Raw genomic sequence first — 22697 nt, 5'->3', positions numbered from 1 at the left:
CGTTAATAGAAGAAGAAATCAGGCAATCGCACCGAGGCGCTTGAGCTGGAAGTGTTCGATGGTGTCGCCGGCACTGCTCTGAAACTGCTGAAAATGCGCGCTGGCGTTGTGTGCCTGCAGCACCTCGTCACTGGCCCACTGCTCGATCACGTAGAAAACCTGAGGGTCGGCGAGGTCGCGGTGCAGGTCGTACTGGCCGCAACCGGCCTCGGCGCGGCTCGGTGCAACCAGCGCGCGCAGGGCCTGTTCGAGGGCATCCTGCTGGCCGGGTTTGGCGGTCAGGGTGGCGATGGCAGTGAAGGGCTGGGACATGTCGGGCTCCAATAGTGCAGCGAGAAAATCGATGGACAGATGATTCGCTATTTCTGTTGGCGATAAAACCGGCTAAAACAGCAGTCTCTTTCAATATTATTTTGATAATCGGGGCTGAGGATGCTGCGTTTCGATGACTTGCAACTGTTTGTCCGCGCGGCGGATCTGGGCAGCCTGTCGGCAGCGGCGCGGGTGATGGACATGTCTGCCGCGGTGGCGAGTGCGGCGTTGAAGCGCATCGAGCAGCAGTTGGGCGCGCGCTTGCTCGCGCGCTCGACGCGCAGTCTGCGTCTGACCGCCGAAGGCGAGGGGTTTCTTGAGTACGCTCGCGCGGCGCTGAGCAACCTCGATGAAGGCCGACGCCTGCTCGCCAGCGGCCAGGATCAGGTCAGCGGCATTTTGCAATTGTCCGCGCCGTCGGATTTCGGCCGCAATCTGCTGCTGCCGTGGCTCGATGAATTCCAGCGCGAGCACCCACGGCTGACCGTGCGTTTGCTGCTCGGCGACCGTATCGCCGATCTGTTCCGCCAGCCGGTGGACATCGCCTTGCGGTACGGCGAGCCGGAGGACTCCAGCCTGGTCGCGTTGCCCATCGCCGCGCACAACCGTCGCGTGCTTTGTGCGTCCCCGGCGTACCTGGCCCGGCATGGCGAGCCGCGCCAGCTCGAGCAACTGGCCCAGCACAATTGCCTGCTGTACATGCTCGGCAGCCGCGTTCACGACCATTGGAGTTTCCATGACGGCAAGCGCGAAGTGGGCCTGACGGTCAGTGGTGATCGTTTCAGCGACGATGCCGACGTCGTGCGTTTGTGGGCGCTGGCCGGTGCCGGGATCGCCTATAAATCCTGGCTCGACGTCGGCACTGATGTCCTGGCCGGACGCCTCAAGGTACTGCTGCCGGAACTGCTGTGTGAGCGCGCACCGCTGAATCTGTTGTGCGCTCATCGCGCCCAATTGAGTAAGCCGGTGAACCTTCTGCGCGAGATGCTCGCCAGCCGATGCGCTGAATTGAGTAGTCAATTTCCCGCTTTTTCCAAACTTGATCATTAGTCGCAGGTAAATAGAGAAATTTCTCTCAGGAACAATCACCACCTGCGCAGGACCCGGCGCAGGACGCGGCGCCTAACCGGCTTATACTAGCGCCCGCCTCATGCCAGCACCGACACCCCGGCCCGGAGACTTTCGCACCCCGTCGCCCGAATTGGCGTGACGGTCGCGCATCTGCTGCGGGTGCTGTGCCGGGGCAGGCTGCGTCAGTGGCTTGCCTCGCCCCGGTTCATGGCGATTTTCGCGTCTTGGCCGACGACTGATTACCGGCCAAGATGTCTCCGAGCAGTAGACGATACGATTCAACAGGGAGTGAACACATGGAACATGCACCTTGCATCAGCCAGATCGCCACGTTGCTGGCCGACCCCAAGCGCAGCGCGATGATGTGGGCGTTGATGGATGGCGCGGCGCGGCAGACCGAGGAGCTTGCGCTATTGGCAGGGCTGTCGCCGTCCTCGGCCAGCGCGCACCTGACGCGGCTGGCCACGGGTGGTCTGTTGAAGGTCGAAGTCCGTGGTCGCAAGCGTTTTTTCCGCCTCGCAGCGCCGGAGGTCGGTGCGGCGATAGAAGCTCTCGCCAGCGCCACCATCGCCAGTGCGCCGCGCGACGTTCCTGAAGTGTTCAAGCGCAGCACGCCGCTGGCCAAGCCGCAGACCGCACCGTCGTCGCTGTTGCGTGCACGTTTTTGCGACGATCACCTGGGCGGTACGCTGGCCGCCGATCTGTACCAGCGGTTGCTCGACTCTGGCTGGATTGAACAGCTGGAGCACCGTGTGGCGGTCACCCAGAAAGGCGCGAAGTTGCTGGCCGAGCGTGGCGTGTTCATTCAGGCGCTGGCCCATCGCAACGTGCAAGTGGCGTGTGCCTGCCCGGACTGGAGCGAACGCCGTCCGCACATGGGCGGCTCACTGGGGGCGGCGTTGCTGCAGTTGTTCATGCAATCCGGCTGGCTGACGCTGCCCAACGATTCCCGAGCGTTGCAACTGACGGCCACCGGGCAACGCGAGTTGCATCGTTTCGCCAAAGACACCGAGCTGGAAATGGCGTAGCAGAGCCTTGCATGAGCGCTACCCGAGCTGCGCCAATGCTTTTGGCGTCGTTGACGGTTGCGAACAGGTCGCATCCAGCAGCAACGCCAGATCGCTATCGCGCACACTCGATCCGGGGATCATTTCGGATGGGGGACGCAGCATGCAAACACAGCGCTACAGCGCGGCGGAACGTCTGGAACGACTGCCGATCAGCGGCTATCACCGGATCATCTTCATCATCATCGCCCTGGCGTTTTTCTTCGACTCCATGGACCTGGCGATGATGACGTTTTTGCTCGGCTCGATCAAAGCCGAGTTCGGCCTGAGCAGCGCACAAGCCGGACTGCTCGCCAGTTCGAGCTTCTTCGGCATGGTGCTCGGCGCCTCGCTGTCGGGGATGCTCGCCGATCGCTTCGGACGCAAGCCGGTGTTTCAGTGGAGCATCGTGCTTTGGGGCGTGGCCAGTTATCTGTGTTCGACGGCGCAAACGGTCGAGACCCTGACCCTGTTCCGCATCCTGTTGGGGATCGGCATGGGCATGGAGTTTCCGATTGCCCAGTCGATGCTGTCGGAGCTGATTCCGGCGCAACGACGCGGGCGTTACATCGCCTTGATGGATGGGTTCTGGCCGCTCGGCTTCGTCGCGGCGGGCGTGCTCTCGTACTTTCTGTTGCCGGTGATTGGCTGGCGCGACATCTTTCTGGTGCTGGCGGTACCGGCGGTGTTCGTGCTGGCGATCCGCTTTTTCATTCCGGAGTCACCGCGTTGGCTCGAGCAGGCCGGGCGCGATGCCGATGCGGACAAGGTGTTGAACGGTATTGAAGCGCGGGTGCGCGCTTCGCTTGGCGGTGCGGCGCTGCCCGAACCGCTGAGCTTGCCGCGCACCGTGACGCCACCGGGCAATTTCTTCGCTGCGCTGAAACAGATCTGGTCACCGCAGTATCGCCAGCGCACGACGATGATCTGGAGCCTGTGGTTTTTTGCCTTGCTCGGCTTTTACGGGCTGACTTCGTGGCTCAGTGCGTTGCTGCAGCAGTCGGGGTTTGCCGTGACGCAGTCGGTGTATTACACGGTGCTGATTTCCCTGGGCGGGATTCCCGGTTTTCTCATGGCTGCCTGGCTGGTCGAGCGCTGGGGACGCAAACCGGTGTGCATCGTGACCTTGCTCGGCGGTGGGGTGATGGCATTTCTCTATGGGCAGAGCGCGGTGTTCGGCGGCAACGTGGCGCTGCTGATCGGCACCGGACTGTTGATGCAGTTTTTCCTGTTCGGCATGTGGGCGGTGCTCTACACCTATACGCCGGAGCTATATCCGACGTCGGCGCGAGCAACCGGTTCGGGCTTTGCTTCGGCGATTGGCCGGGTCGGCTCGCTGCTCGGGCCTTTGGTTACCGGGCTGGTGTTCCCGATTACCGGGCAGGGCGGGGTGTTTGCGCTGGGCGCGGCGTGCTTTGCGATCGCGGCGGGGGTGGTGTGGCTGTTCGGGATGGAGACGCGAGGGAAAACCCTTGAGGAGCTGACTGAAGCCCAAATCCCAGACTAACCAAAGAACCCACTGTGGGAGCGAGCCTGCTCGCGAAAGCGGAGGGTCATTAAACGAAAATGTTAACTGACACTCCCTCTTCGCGAGCAGGCTCGCTCCCACATGGGTACTTCGTTGTGGTTCAGGGTTTTACCAGACGTGCATCCAGGCTGTTTTGCGCCAAACGCTTGGCCTGATCCTGGGTCATGCCCAAATGTTCATGCAGCGCGTAGAAGTTCTCGGTCACATAACCACCAAAGTACGCCGGGTCATCGGAATTCACCGTGACCTTCACACCGCGCTCGAGCATGTCGAGGATGTTGTGCTGCGACATGTGATCGAACACGCAAAGCTTGGTGTTCGACAGCGGGCACACGGTCAGCGGGATCTGCTCGTCGATGATCCGCTGCATCAGACGCTCGTCTTCGATGGCGCGCACGCCGTGGTCGATGCGCTGGATTTTCAGCAGGTCGATGGCTTCCCAGATGTACTCCGGCGGGCCTTCCTCACCCGCATGGGCAACGGTCAGAAAACCTTCGTGACGGGCGCGATCGAACACGCGCTTGAACTTGCTCGGCGGGTGGCCCATCTCGGAGCTGTCCAGACCGACGGCAACGAACGCATCGCGGAACGGCAGCGCCTGATCAAGGGTTTTCTCCGCTTCTGCTTCGCTCAGATGACGCAGGAAACTCAGGATCAAACCGCTGGTGATGCCCAGTTGCGTCTCGCCATCTTTCAGCGCTGCCGCGATGCCATTGAGCACCACTTCGAAGGGAATGCCGCGGTCGGTGTGGGTCTGCGGATCGAAGAACGGTTCGGTGTGAATCACGTTCTGTTCTTTGCAGCGCAGCAGGTAGGCCCAGGTCAGGTCGTAGAAATCCTGCGAGGTGCGCAGCACGTCAGCGCCCTGGTAATACAGGTCGAGAAATTCCTGCAGGTTGTTGAAGGCGTAGGCCTTGCGCAGGGTTTCCACGTCGTTCCACGGCAGGGCGATCTTGTTGCGCTCGGCCAGGGCGAACAGCAGCTCGGGCTCCAGCGAGCCTTCCAGATGCAGGTGCAGTTCAGCCTTCGGCAAGGCGTTGAGCCAGTCGTACATAGTCTTTTCTCATCAGGTGCAATGACGGCATTCTACAGATGCTCGCCGAAACAATTGGCAAAACCTGACCAAGCGATCCATCACACCGCCGCTTGCTCGCGCCGATAAGCGTAGGTATCGGCGAAGCGCGACAACAGGAATTCGGCGCAGGTGGTAGTCGGATATTTCGCCGGGTGCTGTGCGTCCTGGCAACCGGGCAGGCATTCGATGCGGGTGTCCGGATGTGGCTCGGCGAAGAACGGCATCGAATAGCGGTCGACGCCGAGCGGGCTGATCACCCGGTGCGGGGTCGAGCGATAGCGGTCGTTGCTCCAGCGCGCCATCATGTCGCCGAGGTTGACCACGAAGGTGCCGTCAATCGGCGGCGCGTCGATCCATCGGCCCTGAACATTCTTGACCTGCAAGCCGCCGGCGCTGTCCTGATAGAGCAGGGTGATGCAGCCGTAATCGGTGTGCGCGCCGGCACCTTGCTGCTCGGCAGAACTGGCGGTGTGGCGCGGCGGATAGTGGATCATGCGCAGCACGCTGACCGGGTCGACGAAACGGCTGTCGAAGAAATCGCGCTCGATCCCCAGCGCCACGGTCATCGCCCGCAACAGCGTCTGCGCCAGCGCCTGCATGTCGAGGTAATGCTGCTCCATCAATTCAACCCAGCCTGCCTGCGCCGGATGCCGGTTGGGCCCGCGCAACGGTTTTCCGGCGAGTACCTCGGGATGTTCAGCGGGCAGGTGCAGGCCCATGTCGAAGGTTTCTTTCAGATCGCTGGGTTTGTCCGGATCGAGCTGTTCGGTGGCGATGGCACCGTAGCCGCGATGATGGCGAGTCTGGGTGATGTCGATCTGCAGTTTTTCCGCTGCGGGCAGGGCGAAAAAACGGTGAGTCTGATCGAGCACCGCGTCGATGCGTTGCGCGGAAATCGGATGGCCCTTGATGTAGAAAAAGCCCCATTCGCGGCAGGCCTGGTCGATTTGTTCGGCCACCGCAGGCCAGGCGGATTCGTCGTCGCTATAGAGCGGGCTGATATCAATGATCGGAAGCTGATCCATGTTGCGTTCTCACAGTTGGTGATCGTTCCCACGCTCTGCGTGGGAACGCCTCAATGGACGCTCCGCGTCCGCTTTCGGCAGGGACGCGGAGCGTCCTGGCGGCATTCCCACGCAGAGCGTGGGAACGATCGAGGTAAGTGGATTACTTCGGCATCTCGGCCTTCATGCCTTCCACGTAGTAATTCATCGACGCCAGTTCGGCATTCGTCGCACTCACGCCCGCCGGGATTTTCTCCACCCCGGCCTGATCTTTGATCGGCCCGGTGAACGGCTGCAGCGCACCGCTCTTGATGTCGGCAATGATCTGCTCGGCTTCGGCCTTCACCGGCGCCGGCACCAGATCGCTGATTGGCAGCTCAACCGTGCCTTCCTTCAGTCCGCCCCAGTAATCCTGCGGTTTCCAGGTGTGATCGATCACGCTTTGCGTCGCCTGGATGTAATGCGGTGCCCAGTCGTTGACGATCGATGTCAGTACCGCTTTCGGCCCGAAGTGCGCCATGTCCGAGGCGTAACCCACCGCGTACACGCCACGGCGTTCTGCAGCCTGAATCGGTGCCGGGCTGTCAGTGTGCTGGAACACCACGTCGACGCCCTGATCGATCAGCGCGTTGGCTGCATCGGCTTCCTTGCCCGGATCGAACCACGAGTTGACCCAGACCACTTTGATCTCGGTGCCGGGGTTGTATTTGTTCAGGGCCAGTTGAATGGCATTGATGTCGCGGATCACTTCCGGAATCGGAAACGAGGCGACGTAGCCGATCTTTTTGCTTTTGGTCATCTTTGCCGCGAGGAAGCCGCCGACGTAACGCCCCTCGTAAGTGCGCGCCAGATAGGTGCCGAGGTTCTTGTCCTGCTTGTAGCCGGTGGCGTGTTCGAAGGTCACCTTGGGAAACTGTTTGGCGACTTTCACGGTGGGGTTCATGTAGCCGAAGGAAGTGGTGAAGATCAGGTCGTACTTGTCCTTGGCCATGTTGCGGATCACCCGCTCGGCGTCGGCGCCTTCGGCGACGTTTTCCACATAGTTGGTGGTGATCTGGCTGCCGAACTTTTCCGCCAGCGCCTTGCGCCCCTGTTCATGCTGATACGTCCAGCCGTGGTCACCGATCGGGCCGATGTAGACGAAACCGACCTTTAGCGGATCGGCAGCGCTGGCGCTCAGGCTGATGCCCAGGCCGATGGCGGCGCACAGCAGTTTGTGCAGCGGACGTATTTGCATGAAGTGGAGCTCCGTTTTGTTGTGTGTGCCCAGAGCCAATGCAAATTGCTGACCAACAGGACAACAAACGTTTCGAAACCGCATTGCGGCCTTCGCGAGCAGGCTCGCTCCCACAGGGGATCGCATTTCAGGGTGGGAGCGAGCCTGCTCGCGAAGAGGCCGGCAAGGCCAATAAAAGGGCAACTGCCAAAACGGCTGCCATGGCTTGGTGCGCGAAGATGTAACGAAACGTTAGCGCCGCGCGGCAGTCAGTAGCTTCATCAGCTTCTTTCGGCAAAAGGTCCGCCATGCTCTCGATCCTCAAACAGGAAAGCTTTCTGCTGCTGGCAATCATTGCCGCGTGCATCGCTTACCCGCTGGAACACTGGTTGCTGCACAGCGGCCAGATCATCGCGCTGGTCGGCGGGCTGGTGCTGATCGGCTTCATCGTCGCCGCGTCGATGCGCGTCGCCCACCACGCCGAACTGCTCGCGGAAAAGGTCGGCGACCCTTACGGCACGATGATCCTGACCCTCGCCGCTGTGCTGGTCGAGGTGGTGATTCTGGCAATCATGATGAGCAACGAAGCCTCGCCGACGCTGGTGCGCGACACGATCTATTCGGCGGTAATGCTCGACATCAACGGCATCCTCGGCCTCGCCGCGCTGATGGGCGGGATCAAGCATGGCGAGCAGTCCTACAACGACGATTCGGCGCGCAGTTACAGCGTGATGATCCTCACCGCCATGGGTGTGTCGATGGTGGTGCCGGAGTTCATTCCCGAAGCGAACTGGAAGCTCTATTCGGCGTTCACTATTGGCGCGATGGTGGTGCTTTACACCTTGTTCCTGCGCATGCAAGTCGGGCCACACAGCTACTTTTTCAGCTACAGCTACCCGGACAAGCGGCGCAAGAAAGAACCCATCGAGCAAGAGCCGAAACCGCTCAGCCTGGGCCTGTCGATCGGCATTCTGGTCGGCGGTGTGGTGGTGATCGGCGCGCTCGCCGAGATCATGTCCAAGACCCTTGATCTCGGCCTGGAAGGCACCGGGGCGCCGCCGGTGATCACGGCGATTCTGGTGGCGGCCATTTCGGCGGCGCCGGAAATTCTCACGGCATTGCGCGCGGCACTGGCCAACCGCATGCAGTCGGTAGTGAACATTGCGATGGGCGCGTCATTGTCGACGGTGATCCTGACCGTGCCGGTGATGGAGGCCATGGCGCTGTACACCGGTCAGCCGTTCCAGATGGCGATGACTCCGGTGCAGACAGTGATGATCTTCATCACCCTGATCGTCAGCGCGATCAACCTCAACGACGGTGAGACCAATGCCATCGAAGGCATGACCCACTTTGTGCTGTTTGCGACGTTCATCATGCTGTCCCTGCTCGGTCTCTAAGCACCGATCTTCCCTTGATGATCGTTCCCACGCTCCGCGTGGGAATGCATCTCGGGACGCTCCGCGTCCCAGCGGTGGACGCAGAGCGTCCGTGGCGGCATTCCCACGCAGAGCGTGGGAACGATCATGCGGGGGAAATCAGGTCCCGGCGATCAACTGGCGCGCCGCCTGGCTGTGATCGGCAATCAGGCCTTTGAGATCCAGGCCTTCAACCTGGCCATCCACCACGCGCCACTTGCCACCAATCATCACCCGATCCGCACGGTCCGCGCCGCACAGCAGCAGCGCCGAAATCGGGTCGTGGCTGCCGGAGAAGCGCAGTTCGTCGAGCTTGAACAATGCCAGATCCGCCTGCTTGCCGACCGCCAGCTCACCGATATCGCTGCGGCCCAGCAAACTCGCCGAGCCCTTGGTCGCCCAACCGAGCACGCGTTCCGGGGTGATCTTTTCGGCGCCATAACGCAGGCGCTGGATGTACAGCGCCTGACGCGCTTCAAGGATCATGTTCGAGGCGTCGTTGGACGCCGAACCGTCAACGCCCAGCCCAAACAGCGCGCCGGCGTCGGTCAGGTCGATACTCGGGCAAATGCCCGACGCCAGACGCATGTTCGAACTCGGGCAATGGCAGATACCGGTGCCGGCCTGACCAAGGCGAGCGATTTCGTCCGGGTTGAAGTGGATGCCGTGGGCCAGCCAGGTGCGCGGGCCGAGCCAGCCGACGCTGTCCAGATAATCGACGGTGCGCAGGCCGAAACGCTGCAGGCAGAAATCTTCTTCGTCGAGCGTTTCAGCCAGGTGCGTGTGCAGGCGCACGTCGAGGGTGTTCGCCAGTTCGGCGCTGGCCGACATGATTTCGGGTGTTACCGAGAACGGTGAGCACGGTGCGAGGGCGATCTGGATCTGCGCGCCGTCGCCGCGTTCGTGGTACTCGTGAATCAGGCGCTGACTGTCGTCGAGAATCACTTGGCCTTCCTGGACGGTCTGCTGCGGTGGCAGGCCGCCGTCCTTTTCGCCGAGGCTCATCGAACCGCGAGTCAGCATGGCGCGCATGCCCAGTTCGCGCACGGTTTCGACTTGCACGTCGATGGCGTTTTCCAGACCGTCCGGGAACAGGTAGTGATGGTCAGCGGCGGTGGTGCAGCCCGACAGCAGCAGCTCGGCCAGCGCCACTTTAGTGGCGAGGGCGAGTTTTTCCGGAGTCAGGCGTGCCCATACCGGGTACAGGGTTTTCAGCCACGGGAACAACGGCTGATTGACCACCGGTGCCCAGGCGCGGGTCAGGGTTTGATAGAAGTGGTGGTGGGTGTTGATCAGTCCCGGCAGGATCACATGCTCGCGGGCATCGAACACTTCGTTGCACGGCGCCGAGGGTTGCTGCCCGGCGGCAAGCACTTCGACGATGACACCGTCTTGCAGGACCAGACCGCCACGGGCGTCGAGCGCGTTGGCCGTGAAAATGGCGAGGGAGTTTTTTAACCAGATACGGGTCGCAGGCATGGTCGCCGGCTCCTCTGAAAGTTGGGTTCAGGGTTGCCAGCTCAGTGTTGTCCTGTCTGCTGATCCAGGTTCGCCGCGACGGACGAGGCGCGCAGTTTCAAACAAATTGCCGCGCCGGGCAAGCCCGACCCGACCATTCACCGCACTACCCCTGTAGGAGCGAGCCTGCTCGCGAAGGTGCCGTATCAGTCGAAACATCCATTATCTGACACACCGCATTCGCGAGCAGGCTCGCTCCTACAAGGGATTTTCAGCGCTTACCAGGGAATCGTTTCACCCTTGTAATTGACAAAATGGTGCCCGCCCTTGCCGCTGTACGCGTTGACCTGATCAATCAGCCCACGGGTACTGGTTTCCACGTCGAGGTCAGCGCCATCACCGCCCATGTCGGTTTTCACCCAGCCCGGATGCAGCGACAGCACGGTCAGTTTCTGCTCGCCCAGCTGCGTGACGAAGGTGTTGGTCATCGAGTTCAACGCCGCCTTGCTCGCCTTGTACAACGCCAGCTCCGGCGCATCCGGCACCGTCACGCTGCCCAGCCCCGAGCTCATGAACGCCAGCACGCCGCTGCCGTCGCGGATCTGCCCGACAAAGCGCTGGGCCAGATTGATCGGCGCCACTGCGTTGGTGAAAAACAGCTTGCCGACTTCGGCCAGCGTCGCGCCGCCCGGGGTCTGTACCTCCGGGCCCTTGACGCCGGCATTGACGAATAGCAGATCGAACGTTTCGCCCTTCAATTGCTGACTGAGGGCGATCACCGCCTGCTGATCATCCATGTCGAGCTTCTCGATCCGCACGCTGCCCAGCGCTTGCAGCGCCTCGGCGTTTTGCGGATTGCGCACGGTGGCGGTGACTTGCCAGGCGTCGGCCAGCAGGGTTTTCACCAGCCCGAGGCCCAAGCCCCGAGAGGCACCGATGATCAGTGCGTTTTTTGCCTGAGACATGATAGGTTCCTTGAGAGTCAACGTTCAGGATTCAATGGACAGGCCTGCCCGTGCCGAAGTTGCAGTGTCCGGCGCAAAAGCGGCAGCGCCCCGGAGCATACCCCAGCCCTCGTCGTGCTGGCTTCCCCTATGCGGACGCTTTCGCGAGCAGGCTCGCTCCCACATTTGACCGGGTTCACTCAATACCCGGTGGGAGCGAGCCTGCTCGCGAAGAGGCCCGCTCTGACAACATCAATGCCCTGATTGCCACGGCTGCCCCAACGACACCGGCGCATACAACCGTGTACGCAGCGCATCCCGCGACAACAGCACCAACACCACAATCGTCGCCACATACGGCAGCATCGCCAACAGACTCGACGGAATCGCCAGCCCCAAGCCCTGCGCCACCAGATGCAGGATGCTGGCGAGGCCGAACAGGTACGCGCCGAGCAACAACCGCCACACCCGCCAACTGGCAAACACCACCAGCGCCAGAGCGATCCAGCCGCGCCCGGCGGTCATGTTTTCCGCCCACATCGGCGTGTACGCCAGCGACAGATAGGCCCCGGCCAGCCCGGCCATCGCCCCGCCAAACAGCACCGCCAGGGTGCGCACGGTCAGCACCGGCAAACCCATCGCGCTGGCCGCATCGGGGTTTTCGCCGACCGCTTGGATGATCAGCCCGACACGACTCTTGATGATCACCCACGCCACCAGCGCAAACAGCGCGAACGACAGGTACACCAGCAGGTCCTGGGCAAACAGCATGCGCCCGAGCAGCGGAATGTCACTCAGGTACGGAATCGCCAACGGCTCAAACCCGGCCAGCGGTTTCCCCACCCAGGCCGCGCCGACAAAGGTCGACAGTCCCACGCCAAAAATCGTCAGCGCCAGCCCGGTCGCCACCTGATTGGCGTTGAACACCAAGGCGACCACGGCAAACAGCGACGACAGCAGCATTCCCGCGAGCATCGCCAGCAGCACGCCCAGCCACAGGTTGCCGCTGCTGAGCGCGACGATAAAACCGATCACCGCGCCAAACAGCATCATCCCTTCCTGACCGAGGTTGAGCACGCCGCTCTTCTCACAGATCAGTTCACCCAAGGCCACCAGCAACAGCGGCGTGCCGCAGCGCACCATGGCGTAGAAAATATTGCTCAACAGATCGATATCCATCACAGCGCTCCGGCAGTTACGGTGGCGGTCGACGTGCGTCGGGCCCAGCGCCGATTCAGGCGCGGCCGATAGAGGATCAGCACGTCACAGGCGAGCAGGAAAAACAGCATCATTCCCTGAAACAACTGGGTGATCGCCTGCGGTAGATTCAACGTCATCTGCGCGCTCTCGCCGCCGAGGTACAGCAGCGCCATCAACAGACTGGAAAACACGATGCCGAGCGGATTCAGCCGGCCGAGAAACGCCACGGTAATTGCTGCGTAGCCATATCCCGGCGAAACCTGCGGGACCAATTGGCCAATCGGCCCGGTAACCTCGCTGACCCCGGCAAGCCCAGCCAGTCCTCCGCTGATCAGCAGCGCCAGCCAGATCAAACGCTTCTCGCGAAAACCGACGAAGCCCGCCGCACGCTTGTCCAGACCGAGCACTTTGATCTGGAAACCGACAAAGCTTTTCTGCAGCAGCACCCACACCGCCACCAACGCGAGCAGGGCGAAATACACCCCGGCATGCACGCGGCCATCTTCGAGCAACAGCGGCAAGCGGCTGGCGTCGCCGAACATCGCCGATTCAGGGAAGTTGAACCCGGCCGGGTCCTTCAGCGGCCCGTGCACGCAAAACAGCAGCAGGTTCAGCGCGATGTAGTTGAGCATGATGCTGGTGAGAATCTCATTGGCGTTGAAGCGCGTGCGCAACCACGCCGTCAGCCCGGCCCAGGCGGCGCCGGCGAGCATGCCAACGAGCAGAATCAGCACCAGTGCCCAACGGCTTTGCCAGTCGATGATGTGCACCGCCACGGCGCTGCCAGCGAGTGCGCCGAGGAGCAATTGACCTTCGGCGCCGATGTTCCAGATCCGTGCCTGATAGGCCACCGCCAGGCCGAGTGCGCAGAGCAGAATTGGCAAGGCCTTGACCAGCAATTCGGAGATGCCATAGAGATCGCTGACCGGCGCGATCAGCAGCGTGTGCAAGGTTTGCAGCGGGTCGTGGCCAAGGGCGATGAACAGCAGCGAGCCGCATGCCAGGGTCAGCACAGCGGCCAGTAACGGCGAACACCAGAGCATCAGGCGCGATTGCTGGCCGCGCGGTTCGAGGGAAAGCAGCATGTCAGGAAAACTCCGTTAAACCGTGGCCGATGAAGGTGAGTGCGCGAACTGCCCGGCCATCCAGCCGCCGACGTCGCTGAGCTGCGTTTCGCCGGTGTCACGGAGCGGCGACAGACGCCCTCCGCACAACGCGCCGAGGCGGTCGCTGATCTGGAACAGCTCGTCGAGATCTTCGGAGATCACCAGAATCGCCGCGCCGGCATCGCGCAGCGCAACCAATGCGCGGTGGATGGTCGCGGCAGCGCCAACGTCGACGCCCCAGGTTGGATGCGCGGCGATCAACAGTTTCGGTTGCTGAAGAATTTCCCGGCCGAGAATGAATTTCTGCAGATTGCCCCCGGAAAGGCTGCGCGCGGCGGCCTGCGTGTCCGGGGTTTTTACGCCGAAGCGCTGGATGATTTGTTCAGCGAAGGTTTCGAGTTTGCTGCGCTGGATCATGCCGCGGCTGACCAGTCCCTGCTGAAAAGCGCTGAGCAGGGCGTTATCGGCCAGGCTCAGCTCCGGCACTGCGCCGTGGCCCAGACGTTCGGCCGGGACAAACGCCAGACCGAGTTTGCGCCGCGCATCCGGGCGCAGATCGGCAACGTTTTGCGCGCCGAATCGAATGGTGGCAGCGTCTGTTCGAGGCAAGCGCTGTTCGCCGCTGAGCAGCGCCAGCAATTCATCCTGACCATTGCCGGCCACCCCGGCGATGCCGACGATTTCTCCGCTGCGTACCTGCAAGTCGATATCGCGCAACGAGCAGCCGAATGGGTCCGGGTTGTGCCAGCTCAAGCCGTTCACCTGCAAGAACGCCGCGCCGCCGCTGACCTTGGGGTATTCACCGATCAACGCCGCTGCTTCGCCAACCATCAATTGCGCCAGTTGCTGATCCGAGCATTCGGCCGGTCGGCAATGCCCGGCCACACGCCCGCCGCGCAAAACCGTAGCGCTGTGGCACAGGGCGCGAACCTCACCGAGCTTGTGGCTGATGAACAAAATGCTGCAGCCCTCGGCGGCGAGCCGGCGCAGGGTGACGAACAGCTCGTCGGCCTCCTGCGGCGTCAGCACCGACGTGGGTTCATCGAGGATCAGCAGACGAATGTCCTGCATCAGGCAGCGCACAATCTCGACGCGCTGGCGCTCGCCGATCGACAGACTGTGGACAAGTCGTTCCGGCTCCAGCGCCATGCCATAACGCCGCGACACTTCGGCAATCTGCGGTGCCAGCTGTTGCGGCGTGCCGGCCGCCGCGCCCATCGCCAAGGCAATGTTCTGCGCCACGCTGAGGGTTTCGAACAGCGAGAAATGCTGGAACACCATGCCGATGCCCAGCTGCCGCGCCTGTGCCGGGTTGCGGATTTTTACCGGCTGACCTTGCCAAAGCACTTCGCCTGCATCGGCCTGGGTGACACCGTAGATGATCTTCATCAATGTGCTTTTGCCGGCGCCGTTTTCGCCGAGCAGGGCATGGATTTCACCGGGCACGATGTTCAGGTCGATGGCATCGTTGGCCAGGCAGCCGGGGTAGCGTTTGCTGATATGGCGCAGTTGCAGGCGCGGAACGGGCGGAGCGATTGGCATGACAGGCTCGACTGCTTGAAGTTGTGCCTGTGGATAAAGCAATTTCCTGGCCATTGAGTCAGGAACGCGCGCGGGCCGCGTTTGGCGGCGCTGGATGTAGAGCTTCGGATTAGTAAAGGGATGGAAACGCAGCACCAATTCAGCGCAAAGGTCTTGATCGGGCTCCAGTTTTGCCCATCGCTGACTGATCAAAAAACGAGCAAACCGTTGCGAAGCAGGCAGAACCTGCGACAGCGCAGGTCATGAACGGGTTATCCACAGGTTGTTCCACAGTTATTGTGCGCAAGCCAGAAAGCTCGGCATAAGCACTGCGATGCTTTGTTCTAATGGTGCTAAACATCGCTAACTGATTGTTTAGGCTTGGAATTTCCGTTTCGTCGGAGAAATTGAACGAAAAGTGAACAAACCGCGCAAAGCCGCGTGACAGAAGGGTTACAGGCGAATGTACTCAGGTTATCCACAGTCGGGTACACAGCGCATGTGGGCAACTTGGCGGAATAAGAGCAAACGGCTGCGCCCTAAAAACTCGCAGCTTTCTAGCGCTGCAGCAAAATCCGTCCGCGGCTCAGATCGGCCAATTGGCTTTGCAGCAATTCGATGTGTGCCGCCCCCAGTGCCAGACGCAATTCGACGCCGTTGGCGGTGAAATGTTCTTCCAGCACCAGGCCACCGAGATCGGCGACGCGCAGCTTGACCAGCGCCAGTTCGGAAAATCCACAGGCGCAACTCAGCGGCACGCGACTGATCAGTTCGATCTTGTCCGCCGCTTGCAGGCATTTGTTCGCGCCCCCGCCGTACGCCCGGGCCAAGCCACCGGTGCCCAGTTGAATGCCACCGTACCAACGGATCACCAGCACTGCGACCTGATCGCAATCCTGCGCCTCGATTGCCGCCAGAATCGGTCGCCCGGCGGTGCCGCCGGGCTCGCCGTCATCGCTGCTGCGGTATTGCGCACCGAGTTTCCATGCCCAGCAATTGTGCGTGGCATTCAGATCGCTGTGCTGCTCGAAGAACGCCTGCGCATCGCTTGGGCTGTCGATCGGCACGGCGAGGGTAATGAAGCGGCTTTTGCGAATCTCTTCGCGGTACTCGCAAAAACCGCTGAGGGTAAAAGGCATAAAACGTCTTATACAGAAGGAGTGAGGCCGCAGCCCTTGAGAATGATGCGGATCAGGTTGTTGCCGGCGTCTTCCATGTCCTGTTTGGTCAACTTGCTGCGCCCGCTGACCCGGCAGATCTGCGTGGCGAAGTCGGCGTAATGCTGGGTGCTGCCCCACAGCAGGAAGATCAGGTGCACCGGATCGACCGGGTCCATTTTGCCCGCGTCGATCCAGGCCTGGAATACGGCGGCGCGGCCCTGGAACCAGGCGCGATAGTCCTGATTGAAATACTCGCTCAGGCATTCGCCGCCGCTGATCACTTCCATCGCGAAAATCCGCGAAGCCTGTGGCTGGCGGCGGGAGAACTCCATTTTGGCGCGGATGTAGCGGGTAAGCGCTTCAGCCGGATCATCCTCGGCGGTCAGGGTGTTAAAAGTGCTGTCCCACAATTCGATGATGTTGCTCAGCACCGCCACGTACAAACCGAGTTTGTTGGTGAAGTAGTAATGCAGATTGGCTTTCGGCAACCCGGCATTCTGCGCGATGGTGTTCATGCTGGTGCCTTTGAACCCGTGACGGGCGAACTCGTCTTCGGCGGCTTTGAGAATGGTCTCTTCGTTCTTCTGACGAATGCGGCTGGCGGGCTTGCCGCCGTGAGCGGGGACTTCAAAGGTCATAGGCACTTCCGGGTTTGTCTGTGGGTGCAACCAGTTGCGTTGATAGCGCACCCACAGGCATCCGACAAGTCCTTGCGCGATAAAACCGTTACGCCTGTTCGATCTTGTTCAGCGTGGCCGGCACTTTAGTCGCCGTGGTTTGGCTTTCCGGCAGCAGCAGGCACAGGACGATGGCGGTCAAGCCGCCGCTGGTAATCGCCGAGTCGAACAGGTTCTGCACCAGCTTCGGCATCAGGTGCAGCAGGTTCGGTTGCGCAGCGATGCCCAGGCCGACACCGAACGAAGTGGCAATGATCAACATGCTGCGCCGGTCCAGCGGCGACTGGGCAAGAATGCGCACCCCGGCCGCCGCAACGGCGCCGAACATCACCAGCGTTGCGCCACCCAGCACCGGTTTCGGAATCTGCTGCAGCACCGCGCCGATCATCGGGAACAGGCCGAGGCAGAACAGGATCGCGCCGATGTACAGGCCGACGTAACGGCTGGCGACTCCGGTCAATTGGATCACCCCATTGTTCTGCGCGAAGGTGGTGTTGGGGAATGCGCTGAACGTCGCGGCGATCATGCAGCTCACGCCATCGCCCAATACGCCACCGCGTAGACGACTTATATAAGAAGGACCGCTGATCGGCTGGCGGGCCAGCATGCAATTGGCGGTGAGGTCGCCGACGGTTTCGATGGTGCTGATCAGATAAATCAGCGCGACCGGCAGGAAAGCTGTCCAGTCGAAGCTGAAACCGAACTTGAACGGCGTGGGAAAACTCACCAGCGGCAATTCAGGCAACGGCTGCGGCACCAACTTCCCGCTGAACCACGCCGCCAGACTACCCAGCAGCAAGCCGATAATGATCGCCGACAGGCGCACCCACGGCGTGTTCGAGCGGTTGAGCAGAATGATCGTCAGCAGCACAAACACGCCCAACGCCAGATTGCCCGGCGCACCAAAGTCCGGCGCATTGAAGCCACCGCCCAGATCGGTAATGCCGACCTTGATCAGGCTGATACCGATCAACGTGATGACAATGCCCGTCACCAGCGGCGTGACGACCCGGCGCAACTGGCCGATGTACCGGCTGAGCACGATCTGCACCAGCGCACCGAAAAAACATACACCGAAGATCATCGCCAGAATGTCTTCCGGGCTGCCGCCGCGCTGCTTGACCAGAAATCCGGCTGACAGCACCGCGCCAAGAAAGGCGAAACTGGTGCCCTGCAGGCAAATCATCCCGGCACCAATGCCGAACGGCCGCCGCGCCTGAATAAAGGTGCCGACGCCGGAGACCATCAGCGCCATGCTGATCAGATACGGCAAGTGCGCGGTCAGGCCGAGCGCCGAGCCGATCACCAGCGGCGGGGTGATGATGCCGACGAAACTGGCGAGCACGTGTTGCAGTGCGGCAAGGATCGCGGCGAGCGGTTTTGGACGGTCGTCGAGGCCGTAGATCAGTTCACTGGACGATTCGGAATCTGGCTGCATGGCGCTGGGCTTCTTGTTCAGGGATCGGGTTGATCCTGCTTTGCAAAAAGCTGTCCACTTGCTCAGGTTATTCTGTTTTCTAGTCTGTGAGGCCCAGCGCTGCCGGGCCTTGCGGGGATTTTCAGCGCGTCGCCGCCAGGCTTTCCAGAAAACTTTCCAGCACCAAATGAGGGCGACGCCCCTTGCGCGTGACCGATGCGAGGCTCAGGTCATAGAAACGTGTGGTTGATTTCAGCGCACGCAGACGACCCTGTTGAACCCAGAGGCTGGCGTAGTGATCCGGCAGGTAACCGATGTAGCGCCCGGTCAGGATCAGGAACGCCATGCCTTCACGATCGGAAGCGCTGGCGGTGCAATTGAGTGCTTGATAATGCGCCTGGATGTCCGCCGGTAAACGGAACGTCGGCGCGATGGCGTCCTGACTGTTAAGGCGCTGGTCATCGAGTTGTTTGTCGTCGACATAAAACAACGGGTGGCCGACCGCGCAATAAAGCAGCGATCGCTCACTGTATAGCGGCTGATACTCCAGCCCCGACAGCGCGCTGGCCTGCGGCACTACGCCGACATGCAGACGGCCGTCGAGTACGCCTTGCTCGACTTCATTGGGCGCGATCATGCGGATCTGAATCTGCACATCCGGCCCACGCTCCTTCAACTGCGCGAGAGCGTGGGTGATGCGCATGTGGGGCAGGGTGACGAGATTGTCGGTCAGGCCGATGATCAACTCGCCGCGTAAATGCTGGTGCAGGCCGTTGACCTCGGTGCGAAAACTTTCCAGCGCACTCAGCAGTTGTAGCGCCGATTGATAGACCTCGCGGCCTTCTTCGGTCAGCGAAAAACCGGCGCGACCGCGTTGGCACAGGCGCAACCCGAGGCGTTGCTCCAGATCGCTCATCTGCTGGCTGATCGCCGAGCGACCGATGCCCAGCACGGTTTCCGCTGCGGAGAAGCCACCGCACTCCACCACGCTGCGAAAAATCCGCAGCAGGCGAATATCAAAATCACTGACCTGGGCCAGCGGATCGGGGCGGCGGCTGCTCATTTATTGGGCTCTTTGTTTAGCAGTGTTCTAACTGAAGGTTAGAAAAGTTGGATTTCACCGACTTTATCGCCGTGGCAACTTAGCTGCAATAACGCTTTTTATCTCCCTGCCGCTTATGCCCTGCGAGGTTTTGCCCGATGAACATGCCTGAAAACGCGCCGTCGCCACTGGCCAGCCAGCTGAAGCTGGACGCGCACTGGATGCCGTACACCGCCAACCGCAACTTTCAGCGCGACCCGCGGCTGATCGTTGGTGCCGAAGGCAGCTGGCTGTTCGATGACAAGGGCCGCAAGATCTACGACTCGCTGTCCGGTCTGTGGACCTGCGGCGCCGGGCACACCCGTAAGGAAATCCAGGAAGCGGTGGCCAAACAGTTGGGCACCCTCGATTACTCGCCCGGCTTCCAGTACGGCCATCCGCTGTCGTTTCAACTGGCGGAGAAAATCACCGAGCTGACCCCGGGCAATCTCAATCACGTGTTCTTCACCGACTCCGGTTCCGAGTGCGCCGACACCGCGGTGAAAATGGTCCGCGCCTACTGGCGCCTGAAAGGCCAGGCGACCAAAACCAAAATGATCGGCCGTGCCCGTGGCTATCACGGGGTGAACATCGCCGGTACCAGCCTCGGCGGCGTCAACGGCAACCGCAAGCTGTTCGGTCAGCCGATGATGGATGTCGATCACCTGCCGCACACTTTGCTGGCGAGTAACGCTTTCTCTCGCGGCATGCCGGAGCAGGGCGGGATCGCTTTGGCGGATGAGTTGCTGAAGCTGATCGAACTGCACGATGCGTCGAACATCGCTGCAGTCTTCGTCGAGCCGATGGCCGGTTCCGCCGGTGTACTGGTGCCGCCGCAGGGTTACCTCAAGCGCCTGCGCGAGATCTGCGATCAGCACAACATCCTGCTGGTGTTCGACGAAGTGATCACCGGCTTCGGTCGCACCGGTTCGATGTTCGGCGCCGACAGTTTCGGCGTGACCCCGGACCTGATGTGCATCGCCAAGCAAGTCACCAACGGCGCGATTCCGATGGGCGCGGTGATTGCCAGCTCCGAGATCTACCAGACCTTCATGAACCAGCCGACCCCGGAATACGCGGTGGAATTCCCCCATGGCTACACCTACTCGGCGCACCCGGTTGCCTGCGCCGCTGGCCTGGCCGCACTCGATCTGCTGCAAAAGGAAAACCTGGTGCAGAGCGTCGCGGAAGTTGCACCGCATTTCGAAAATGCGCTGCACGGTTTGAAAGGGGCGAAGAACGTCATCGACATTCGTAACTACGGTCTCGCCGGCGCGATCCAGATTGCCGGTCGCGACGGCGACGCCATCGTGCGCCCATTCGAAGCGGGCATGGCGCTGTGGAAGGCCGGATTCTATGTGCGCTTCGGCGGCGACACCCTGCAGTTCGGCCCAACCTTCAACAGCAAGCCGCAGGACCTCGATCGTCTGTTCGACGCGGTCGGCGAAGTGCTGAACAAGCTCGACTGATTTTTCCTTCTATATAGATGCACCAATGGCAGGCGCTCCATGCGGGCGTCTGCGCACCAGAATTCAGGAGTGTTCGATGAGCGTTATTCCGCATTTGATCAATGGCGAGTTGGTGACCGAAAACGGTCGTGCAGTGGATGTGTTCAACCCGTCTACCGGTCAAGCCATTCACAAACTGCCACTGGCCAGCCAGGCCACCATCCAGAAAGCCATCGATGCCGCCAAGGCTGCGTTCCCGGCGTGGCGCAACACGCCACCGGCCAAACGTGCGCAGGTAATGTTCCGCTTCAAGCAACTGCTGGAGCAGAACGAAGCGCGCATCTCGCAATTGATCAGCGAAGAACACGGCAAAACCCTGGAAGACGCCGCCGGTGAACTGAAGCGCGGCATCGAGAACGTCGAGTTCGCCTGCGCCGCCCCGGAAATCCTCAAGGGTGAATACAGCCGCAACGTCGGCCCGAACATCGACGCCTGGTCGGACTTCCAGCCACTGGGCATCGTGGCCGGGATCACCCCGTTCAACTTCCCGGCCATGGTGCCGCTGTGGATGTACCCACTGGCGATCGTCTGCGGCAACTGCTTCATCCTCAAGCCGTCCGAGCGCGATCCAAGTTCGACGCTGCTGATCGCTCAACTGCTGCTGGAGGCCGGTTTGCCGAAAGGCGTGATGAGCGTCGTTCACGGTGACAAGACCGCGGTAGACGCGTTGATCGAAGCGCCGGAAATCAAGGCGCTGAGTTTTGTCGGCTCGACGCCGATTGCCGAGTACATCTACGCCGAGGGCACCAAGCGCGGCAAACGTGTCCAGGCACTCGGCGGCGCGAAGAACCACGCGGTGCTGATGCCGGATGCCGATCTGGATAACGCGGTCAGCGCATTGGTGGGCGCGGCGTACGGTTCTTGCGGCGAACGCTGCATGGCGATCTCCGTTGCCGTGTGTGTCGGTGATCAAGTGGCGGATGCACTGGTAGCCAAACTGGTGCCGCAGATCAAGGCGCTGAAAATCGGTGCCGGCACTTCCTGTGGCCTGGACATGGGGCCTCTGGTGACTGGTCAGGCGCGGGACAAGGTCAGCGGTTATGTCGATGACGGCGTCGCGGCGGGCGCGACGTTGGTCGTCGATGGTCGGGGTCTGAGCGTGGCCGGTCACGAAGAGGGTTTCTTCCTCGGTGGCTGCCTGTTCGACAACGTCACCCCGGAGATGCGCATCTATAAAGAAGAGATCTTCGGGCCGGTTCTTTGCGTGGTTCGGGTGAACAGCCTGGAAGAGGCCATGCAACTGATCAACGATCACGAATACGGCAACGGCACCTGTATCTTCACCCGTGATGGCGAAGCGGCGCGTCTGTTCTGCGACGAGATCGAAGTCGGCATGGTTGGCGTCAACGTACCGTTGCCGGTGCCGGTGGCTTATCACAGCTTCGGCGGTTGGAAGCGTTCGCTGTTTGGTGACCTGCACGCTTACGGTCCGGATGGCGTGCGCTTTTACACGCGACGCAAGGCGATTACCCAGCGCTGGCCGCAGCGTGCCAGTCATGAAGCTTCGCAATTCGCTTTCCCTAGCTTGTAAGTAGCGGGGCGGAAGCACAGAAGGCCGACCTCGCTGAGGTCGGCCTTCTGTGTTTTTGGGCTTTTTTGACTGATATGACAGATTTATGAAAATAGAGGTTGACGGCGAATTTCAGATGTCTATAATTCGCCCCACTTCCGGCGCAGTCGAAACGGAAAACTCCTTGATATTCAACGAGTTAAGTAGGTTTCGGCGGTAAGCGGCTTCAGTTCATCGAAGCGCAAAAGGAAGTTGAAAAAGAGGTGTTGACAGCAGCGTGTAACGCTGTAGAATTCGCCTCCCGCTGACGAGAGATCGGAAGCGCAAGTGGTTGAAGTTGTTGAAGAAATCTTCGAAAGCTTCTGAAAATAATCACTTGACAGCAAATGAGGCTGCTGTAGAATGCGCGCCTCGGTTGAGGCGAAAGATCTTAACCAACCGCTCT

Annotated in this window: 19 protein-coding genes; 6 read left to right on the top strand and 13 right to left on the bottom strand. The window is 61.2% G+C overall.

What is annotated here, in order from left to right; genetic code table 11:
• Positions 1 to 18: 18 nt before the first annotated feature.
• A complete protein-coding gene (locus M0746_RS22210; RefSeq protein ID WP_258450601.1) occupies positions 19 to 312 on the bottom strand; it encodes a putative quinol monooxygenase in 294 nt (97 codons plus the stop codon).
• A 120-nt stretch (positions 313 to 432) separates the two neighbouring features.
• On the opposite strand from M0746_RS22210, the gene M0746_RS22205 reads away from it, so the two are divergent.
• From M0746_RS22205 to M0746_RS22195, 3 genes are all read left to right on the top strand, one after another.
• Positions 433 to 1362 carry a LysR family transcriptional regulator gene (locus M0746_RS22205; protein ID WP_258450600.1) on the top strand — a complete coding sequence of 310 codons (930 nt, stop codon included), beginning with the start codon at positions 433 to 435 and terminating at the stop codon, positions 1360 to 1362.
• Positions 1363 to 1679: 317 nt separating this feature from the next.
• Positions 1680 to 2411 (top strand): ArsR/SmtB family transcription factor, encoded by a 732-nt coding sequence (locus tag M0746_RS22200; RefSeq protein ID WP_208938839.1) that lies wholly within the window; start codon positions 1680 to 1682, stop codon positions 2409 to 2411.
• Positions 2412 to 2553: 142 nt separating this feature from the next.
• The gene (locus M0746_RS22195) at positions 2554 to 3936 is read left to right on the top strand and encodes an MFS transporter (protein WP_258450599.1); all 1383 of its coding nucleotides are present in this window, start codon (positions 2554 to 2556) and stop codon (positions 3934 to 3936) included.
• A 121-nt stretch (positions 3937 to 4057) separates the two neighbouring features.
• Here M0746_RS22195 and M0746_RS22190 read toward each other — a convergent pair whose 3' ends face one another.
• The 3 genes from M0746_RS22190 to M0746_RS22180 all read right to left on the bottom strand — a co-directional run bounded on the left by M0746_RS22190 (position 4058) and on the right by M0746_RS22180 (position 7273).
• Positions 4058 to 5011 (bottom strand): adenosine deaminase, encoded by a 954-nt coding sequence (locus M0746_RS22190; protein ID WP_258450598.1) that lies wholly within the window; start codon positions 5009 to 5011, stop codon positions 4058 to 4060.
• Positions 5012 to 5091: 80 nt separating this feature from the next.
• Positions 5092 to 6057 (bottom strand): 2-oxoglutarate and iron-dependent oxygenase domain-containing protein, encoded by a 966-nt coding sequence (locus tag M0746_RS22185; RefSeq protein ID WP_258450597.1) that lies wholly within the window; start codon positions 6055 to 6057, stop codon positions 5092 to 5094.
• Between the two features lie 142 nt (positions 6058 to 6199).
• Positions 6200 to 7273, bottom strand: coding sequence for a BMP family ABC transporter substrate-binding protein (locus M0746_RS22180; RefSeq protein WP_258450596.1), 1074 nt, complete (start codon positions 7271 to 7273; stop codon positions 6200 to 6202).
• 287 nt (positions 7274 to 7560) lie between these two features.
• On the opposite strand from M0746_RS22180, the gene M0746_RS22175 reads away from it, so the two are divergent.
• A complete protein-coding gene (locus M0746_RS22175; RefSeq protein ID WP_258450595.1) occupies positions 7561 to 8652 on the top strand; it encodes a calcium:proton antiporter in 1092 nt (363 codons plus the stop codon).
• A gap of 138 nt (positions 8653 to 8790) precedes the next feature.
• On the opposite strand, the gene M0746_RS22170 is transcribed toward M0746_RS22175, so the two are convergent.
• From M0746_RS22170 to M0746_RS22130, 9 genes are all read right to left on the bottom strand, one after another.
• Positions 8791 to 10149: an 8-oxoguanine deaminase gene (locus M0746_RS22170; RefSeq protein ID WP_258450594.1), complete on the bottom strand. Its 1359-nt coding sequence runs from the start codon at positions 10147 to 10149 to the stop codon at positions 8791 to 8793.
• Between the two features lie 257 nt (positions 10150 to 10406).
• Entirely contained in the window at positions 10407 to 11093 is a 687-nt protein-coding gene (locus M0746_RS22165; RefSeq protein ID WP_258450593.1) for an SDR family oxidoreductase, read from the bottom strand.
• 231 nt (positions 11094 to 11324) lie between these two features.
• Entirely contained in the window at positions 11325 to 12251 is a 927-nt protein-coding gene (locus M0746_RS22160) for an ABC transporter permease (protein WP_208938831.1), read from the bottom strand.
• Positions 12251 to 13357 carry an ABC transporter permease gene (locus M0746_RS22155; protein ID WP_258450592.1) on the bottom strand — a complete coding sequence of 369 codons (1107 nt, stop codon included), beginning with the start codon at positions 13355 to 13357 and terminating at the stop codon, positions 12251 to 12253. The genes M0746_RS22160 and M0746_RS22155 overlap by 1 nt, the downstream gene beginning before the upstream one ends.
• A 15-nt stretch (positions 13358 to 13372) precedes the next feature.
• Positions 13373 to 14920, bottom strand: a complete 1548-nt coding sequence (locus tag M0746_RS22150; protein ID WP_258450591.1) for an ABC transporter ATP-binding protein — start codon at positions 14918 to 14920, stop codon at positions 13373 to 13375.
• Between the two features lie 536 nt (positions 14921 to 15456).
• Positions 15457 to 16038, bottom strand: a complete 582-nt coding sequence (locus tag M0746_RS22145; RefSeq protein ID WP_258450590.1) for an IMPACT family protein — start codon at positions 16036 to 16038, stop codon at positions 15457 to 15459.
• An 8-nt stretch (positions 16039 to 16046) separates the two neighbouring features.
• A complete protein-coding gene (locus tag M0746_RS22140) occupies positions 16047 to 16697 on the bottom strand; it encodes a TetR/AcrR family transcriptional regulator (RefSeq protein ID WP_208938827.1) in 651 nt (216 codons plus the stop codon).
• An 88-nt stretch (positions 16698 to 16785) separates the two neighbouring features.
• Entirely contained in the window at positions 16786 to 18174 is a 1389-nt protein-coding gene (locus M0746_RS22135; protein WP_258450589.1) for a uracil-xanthine permease family protein, read from the bottom strand.
• Positions 18175 to 18295: 121 nt separating this feature from the next.
• A complete protein-coding gene (locus tag M0746_RS22130; RefSeq protein ID WP_093104952.1) occupies positions 18296 to 19216 on the bottom strand; it encodes a LysR family transcriptional regulator in 921 nt (306 codons plus the stop codon).
• A 137-nt stretch (positions 19217 to 19353) separates the two neighbouring features.
• Between M0746_RS22130 and M0746_RS22125 the strand changes: the two genes are divergently transcribed.
• Together M0746_RS22125 and M0746_RS22120 are read left to right on the top strand one after the other, a co-directional pair.
• Positions 19354 to 20703: an aspartate aminotransferase family protein gene (locus M0746_RS22125; RefSeq protein ID WP_258450588.1), complete on the top strand. Its 1350-nt coding sequence runs from the start codon at positions 19354 to 19356 to the stop codon at positions 20701 to 20703.
• A 76-nt stretch (positions 20704 to 20779) separates the two neighbouring features.
• Complete coding sequence (locus M0746_RS22120) at positions 20780 to 22273, top strand: CoA-acylating methylmalonate-semialdehyde dehydrogenase (protein ID WP_258450587.1); 1494 nt, start codon at positions 20780 to 20782, stop codon at positions 22271 to 22273.
• Positions 22274 to 22697: the final 424 nt, after the last annotated feature.

It is taken from the genome of Pseudomonas sp. S11P7 (genome assembly GCF_023195435.1).
GTDB classification, from domain to species: domain Bacteria; phylum Pseudomonadota; class Gammaproteobacteria; order Pseudomonadales; family Pseudomonadaceae; genus Aquipseudomonas; species Aquipseudomonas fluorescens_G.
Note: the sequence above shows the minus strand (reverse complement) of the source record. Positions and strands in the feature narration are given on the sequence as shown.

Bases quoted from the DNA above. Each gene is read 5' to 3' on its own strand.
- M0746_RS22150 (WP_258450591.1), bottom strand. From the start codon at position 14,920: ATGCCAATCGCTCCGCCCGTTCCGCGCCTGCAACTGCGCCATATCAGC.
- M0746_RS22200 (WP_208938839.1), top strand. From the start codon at position 1,680: ATGGAACATGCACCTTGCATCAGCCAGATCGCCACGTTGCTGGCCGAC.
- M0746_RS22120 (WP_258450587.1), top strand. From the start codon at position 20,780: ATGAGCGTTATTCCGCATTTGATCAATGGCGAGTTGGTGACCGAAAAC.
- M0746_RS22180 (WP_258450596.1), bottom strand. From the start codon at position 7,273: ATGCAAATACGTCCGCTGCACAAACTGCTGTGCGCCGCCATCGGCCTG.
- M0746_RS22145 (WP_258450590.1), bottom strand. From the start codon at position 16,038: ATGCCTTTTACCCTCAGCGGTTTTTGCGAGTACCGCGAAGAGATTCGC.
- M0746_RS22125 (WP_258450588.1), top strand. From the start codon at position 19,354: ATGAACATGCCTGAAAACGCGCCGTCGCCACTGGCCAGCCAGCTGAAG.
- M0746_RS22130 (WP_093104952.1), bottom strand. From the start codon at position 19,216: ATGAGCAGCCGCCGCCCCGATCCGCTGGCCCAGGTCAGTGATTTTGAT.
- M0746_RS22190 (WP_258450598.1), bottom strand. From the start codon at position 5,011: ATGTACGACTGGCTCAACGCCTTGCCGAAGGCTGAACTGCACCTGCAT.
- M0746_RS22205 (WP_258450600.1), top strand. From the start codon at position 433: ATGCTGCGTTTCGATGACTTGCAACTGTTTGTCCGCGCGGCGGATCTG.
- M0746_RS22140 (WP_208938827.1), bottom strand. From the start codon at position 16,697: ATGACCTTTGAAGTCCCCGCTCACGGCGGCAAGCCCGCCAGCCGCATT.
- M0746_RS22170 (WP_258450594.1), bottom strand. From the start codon at position 10,149: ATGCCTGCGACCCGTATCTGGTTAAAAAACTCCCTCGCCATTTTCACG.
- M0746_RS22165 (WP_258450593.1), bottom strand. From the start codon at position 11,093: ATGTCTCAGGCAAAAAACGCACTGATCATCGGTGCCTCTCGGGGCTTG.
- M0746_RS22155 (WP_258450592.1), bottom strand. From the start codon at position 13,357: ATGCTGCTTTCCCTCGAACCGCGCGGCCAGCAATCGCGCCTGATGCTC.
- M0746_RS22210 (WP_258450601.1), bottom strand. From the start codon at position 312: ATGTCCCAGCCCTTCACTGCCATCGCCACCCTGACCGCCAAACCCGGC.
- M0746_RS22175 (WP_258450595.1), top strand. From the start codon at position 7,561: ATGCTCTCGATCCTCAAACAGGAAAGCTTTCTGCTGCTGGCAATCATT.
- M0746_RS22160 (WP_208938831.1), bottom strand. From the start codon at position 12,251: ATGGATATCGATCTGTTGAGCAATATTTTCTACGCCATGGTGCGCTGC.
- M0746_RS22135 (WP_258450589.1), bottom strand. From the start codon at position 18,174: ATGCAGCCAGATTCCGAATCGTCCAGTGAACTGATCTACGGCCTCGAC.
- M0746_RS22185 (WP_258450597.1), bottom strand. From the start codon at position 6,057: ATGGATCAGCTTCCGATCATTGATATCAGCCCGCTCTATAGCGACGAC.
- M0746_RS22195 (WP_258450599.1), top strand. From the start codon at position 2,554: ATGCAAACACAGCGCTACAGCGCGGCGGAACGTCTGGAACGACTGCCG.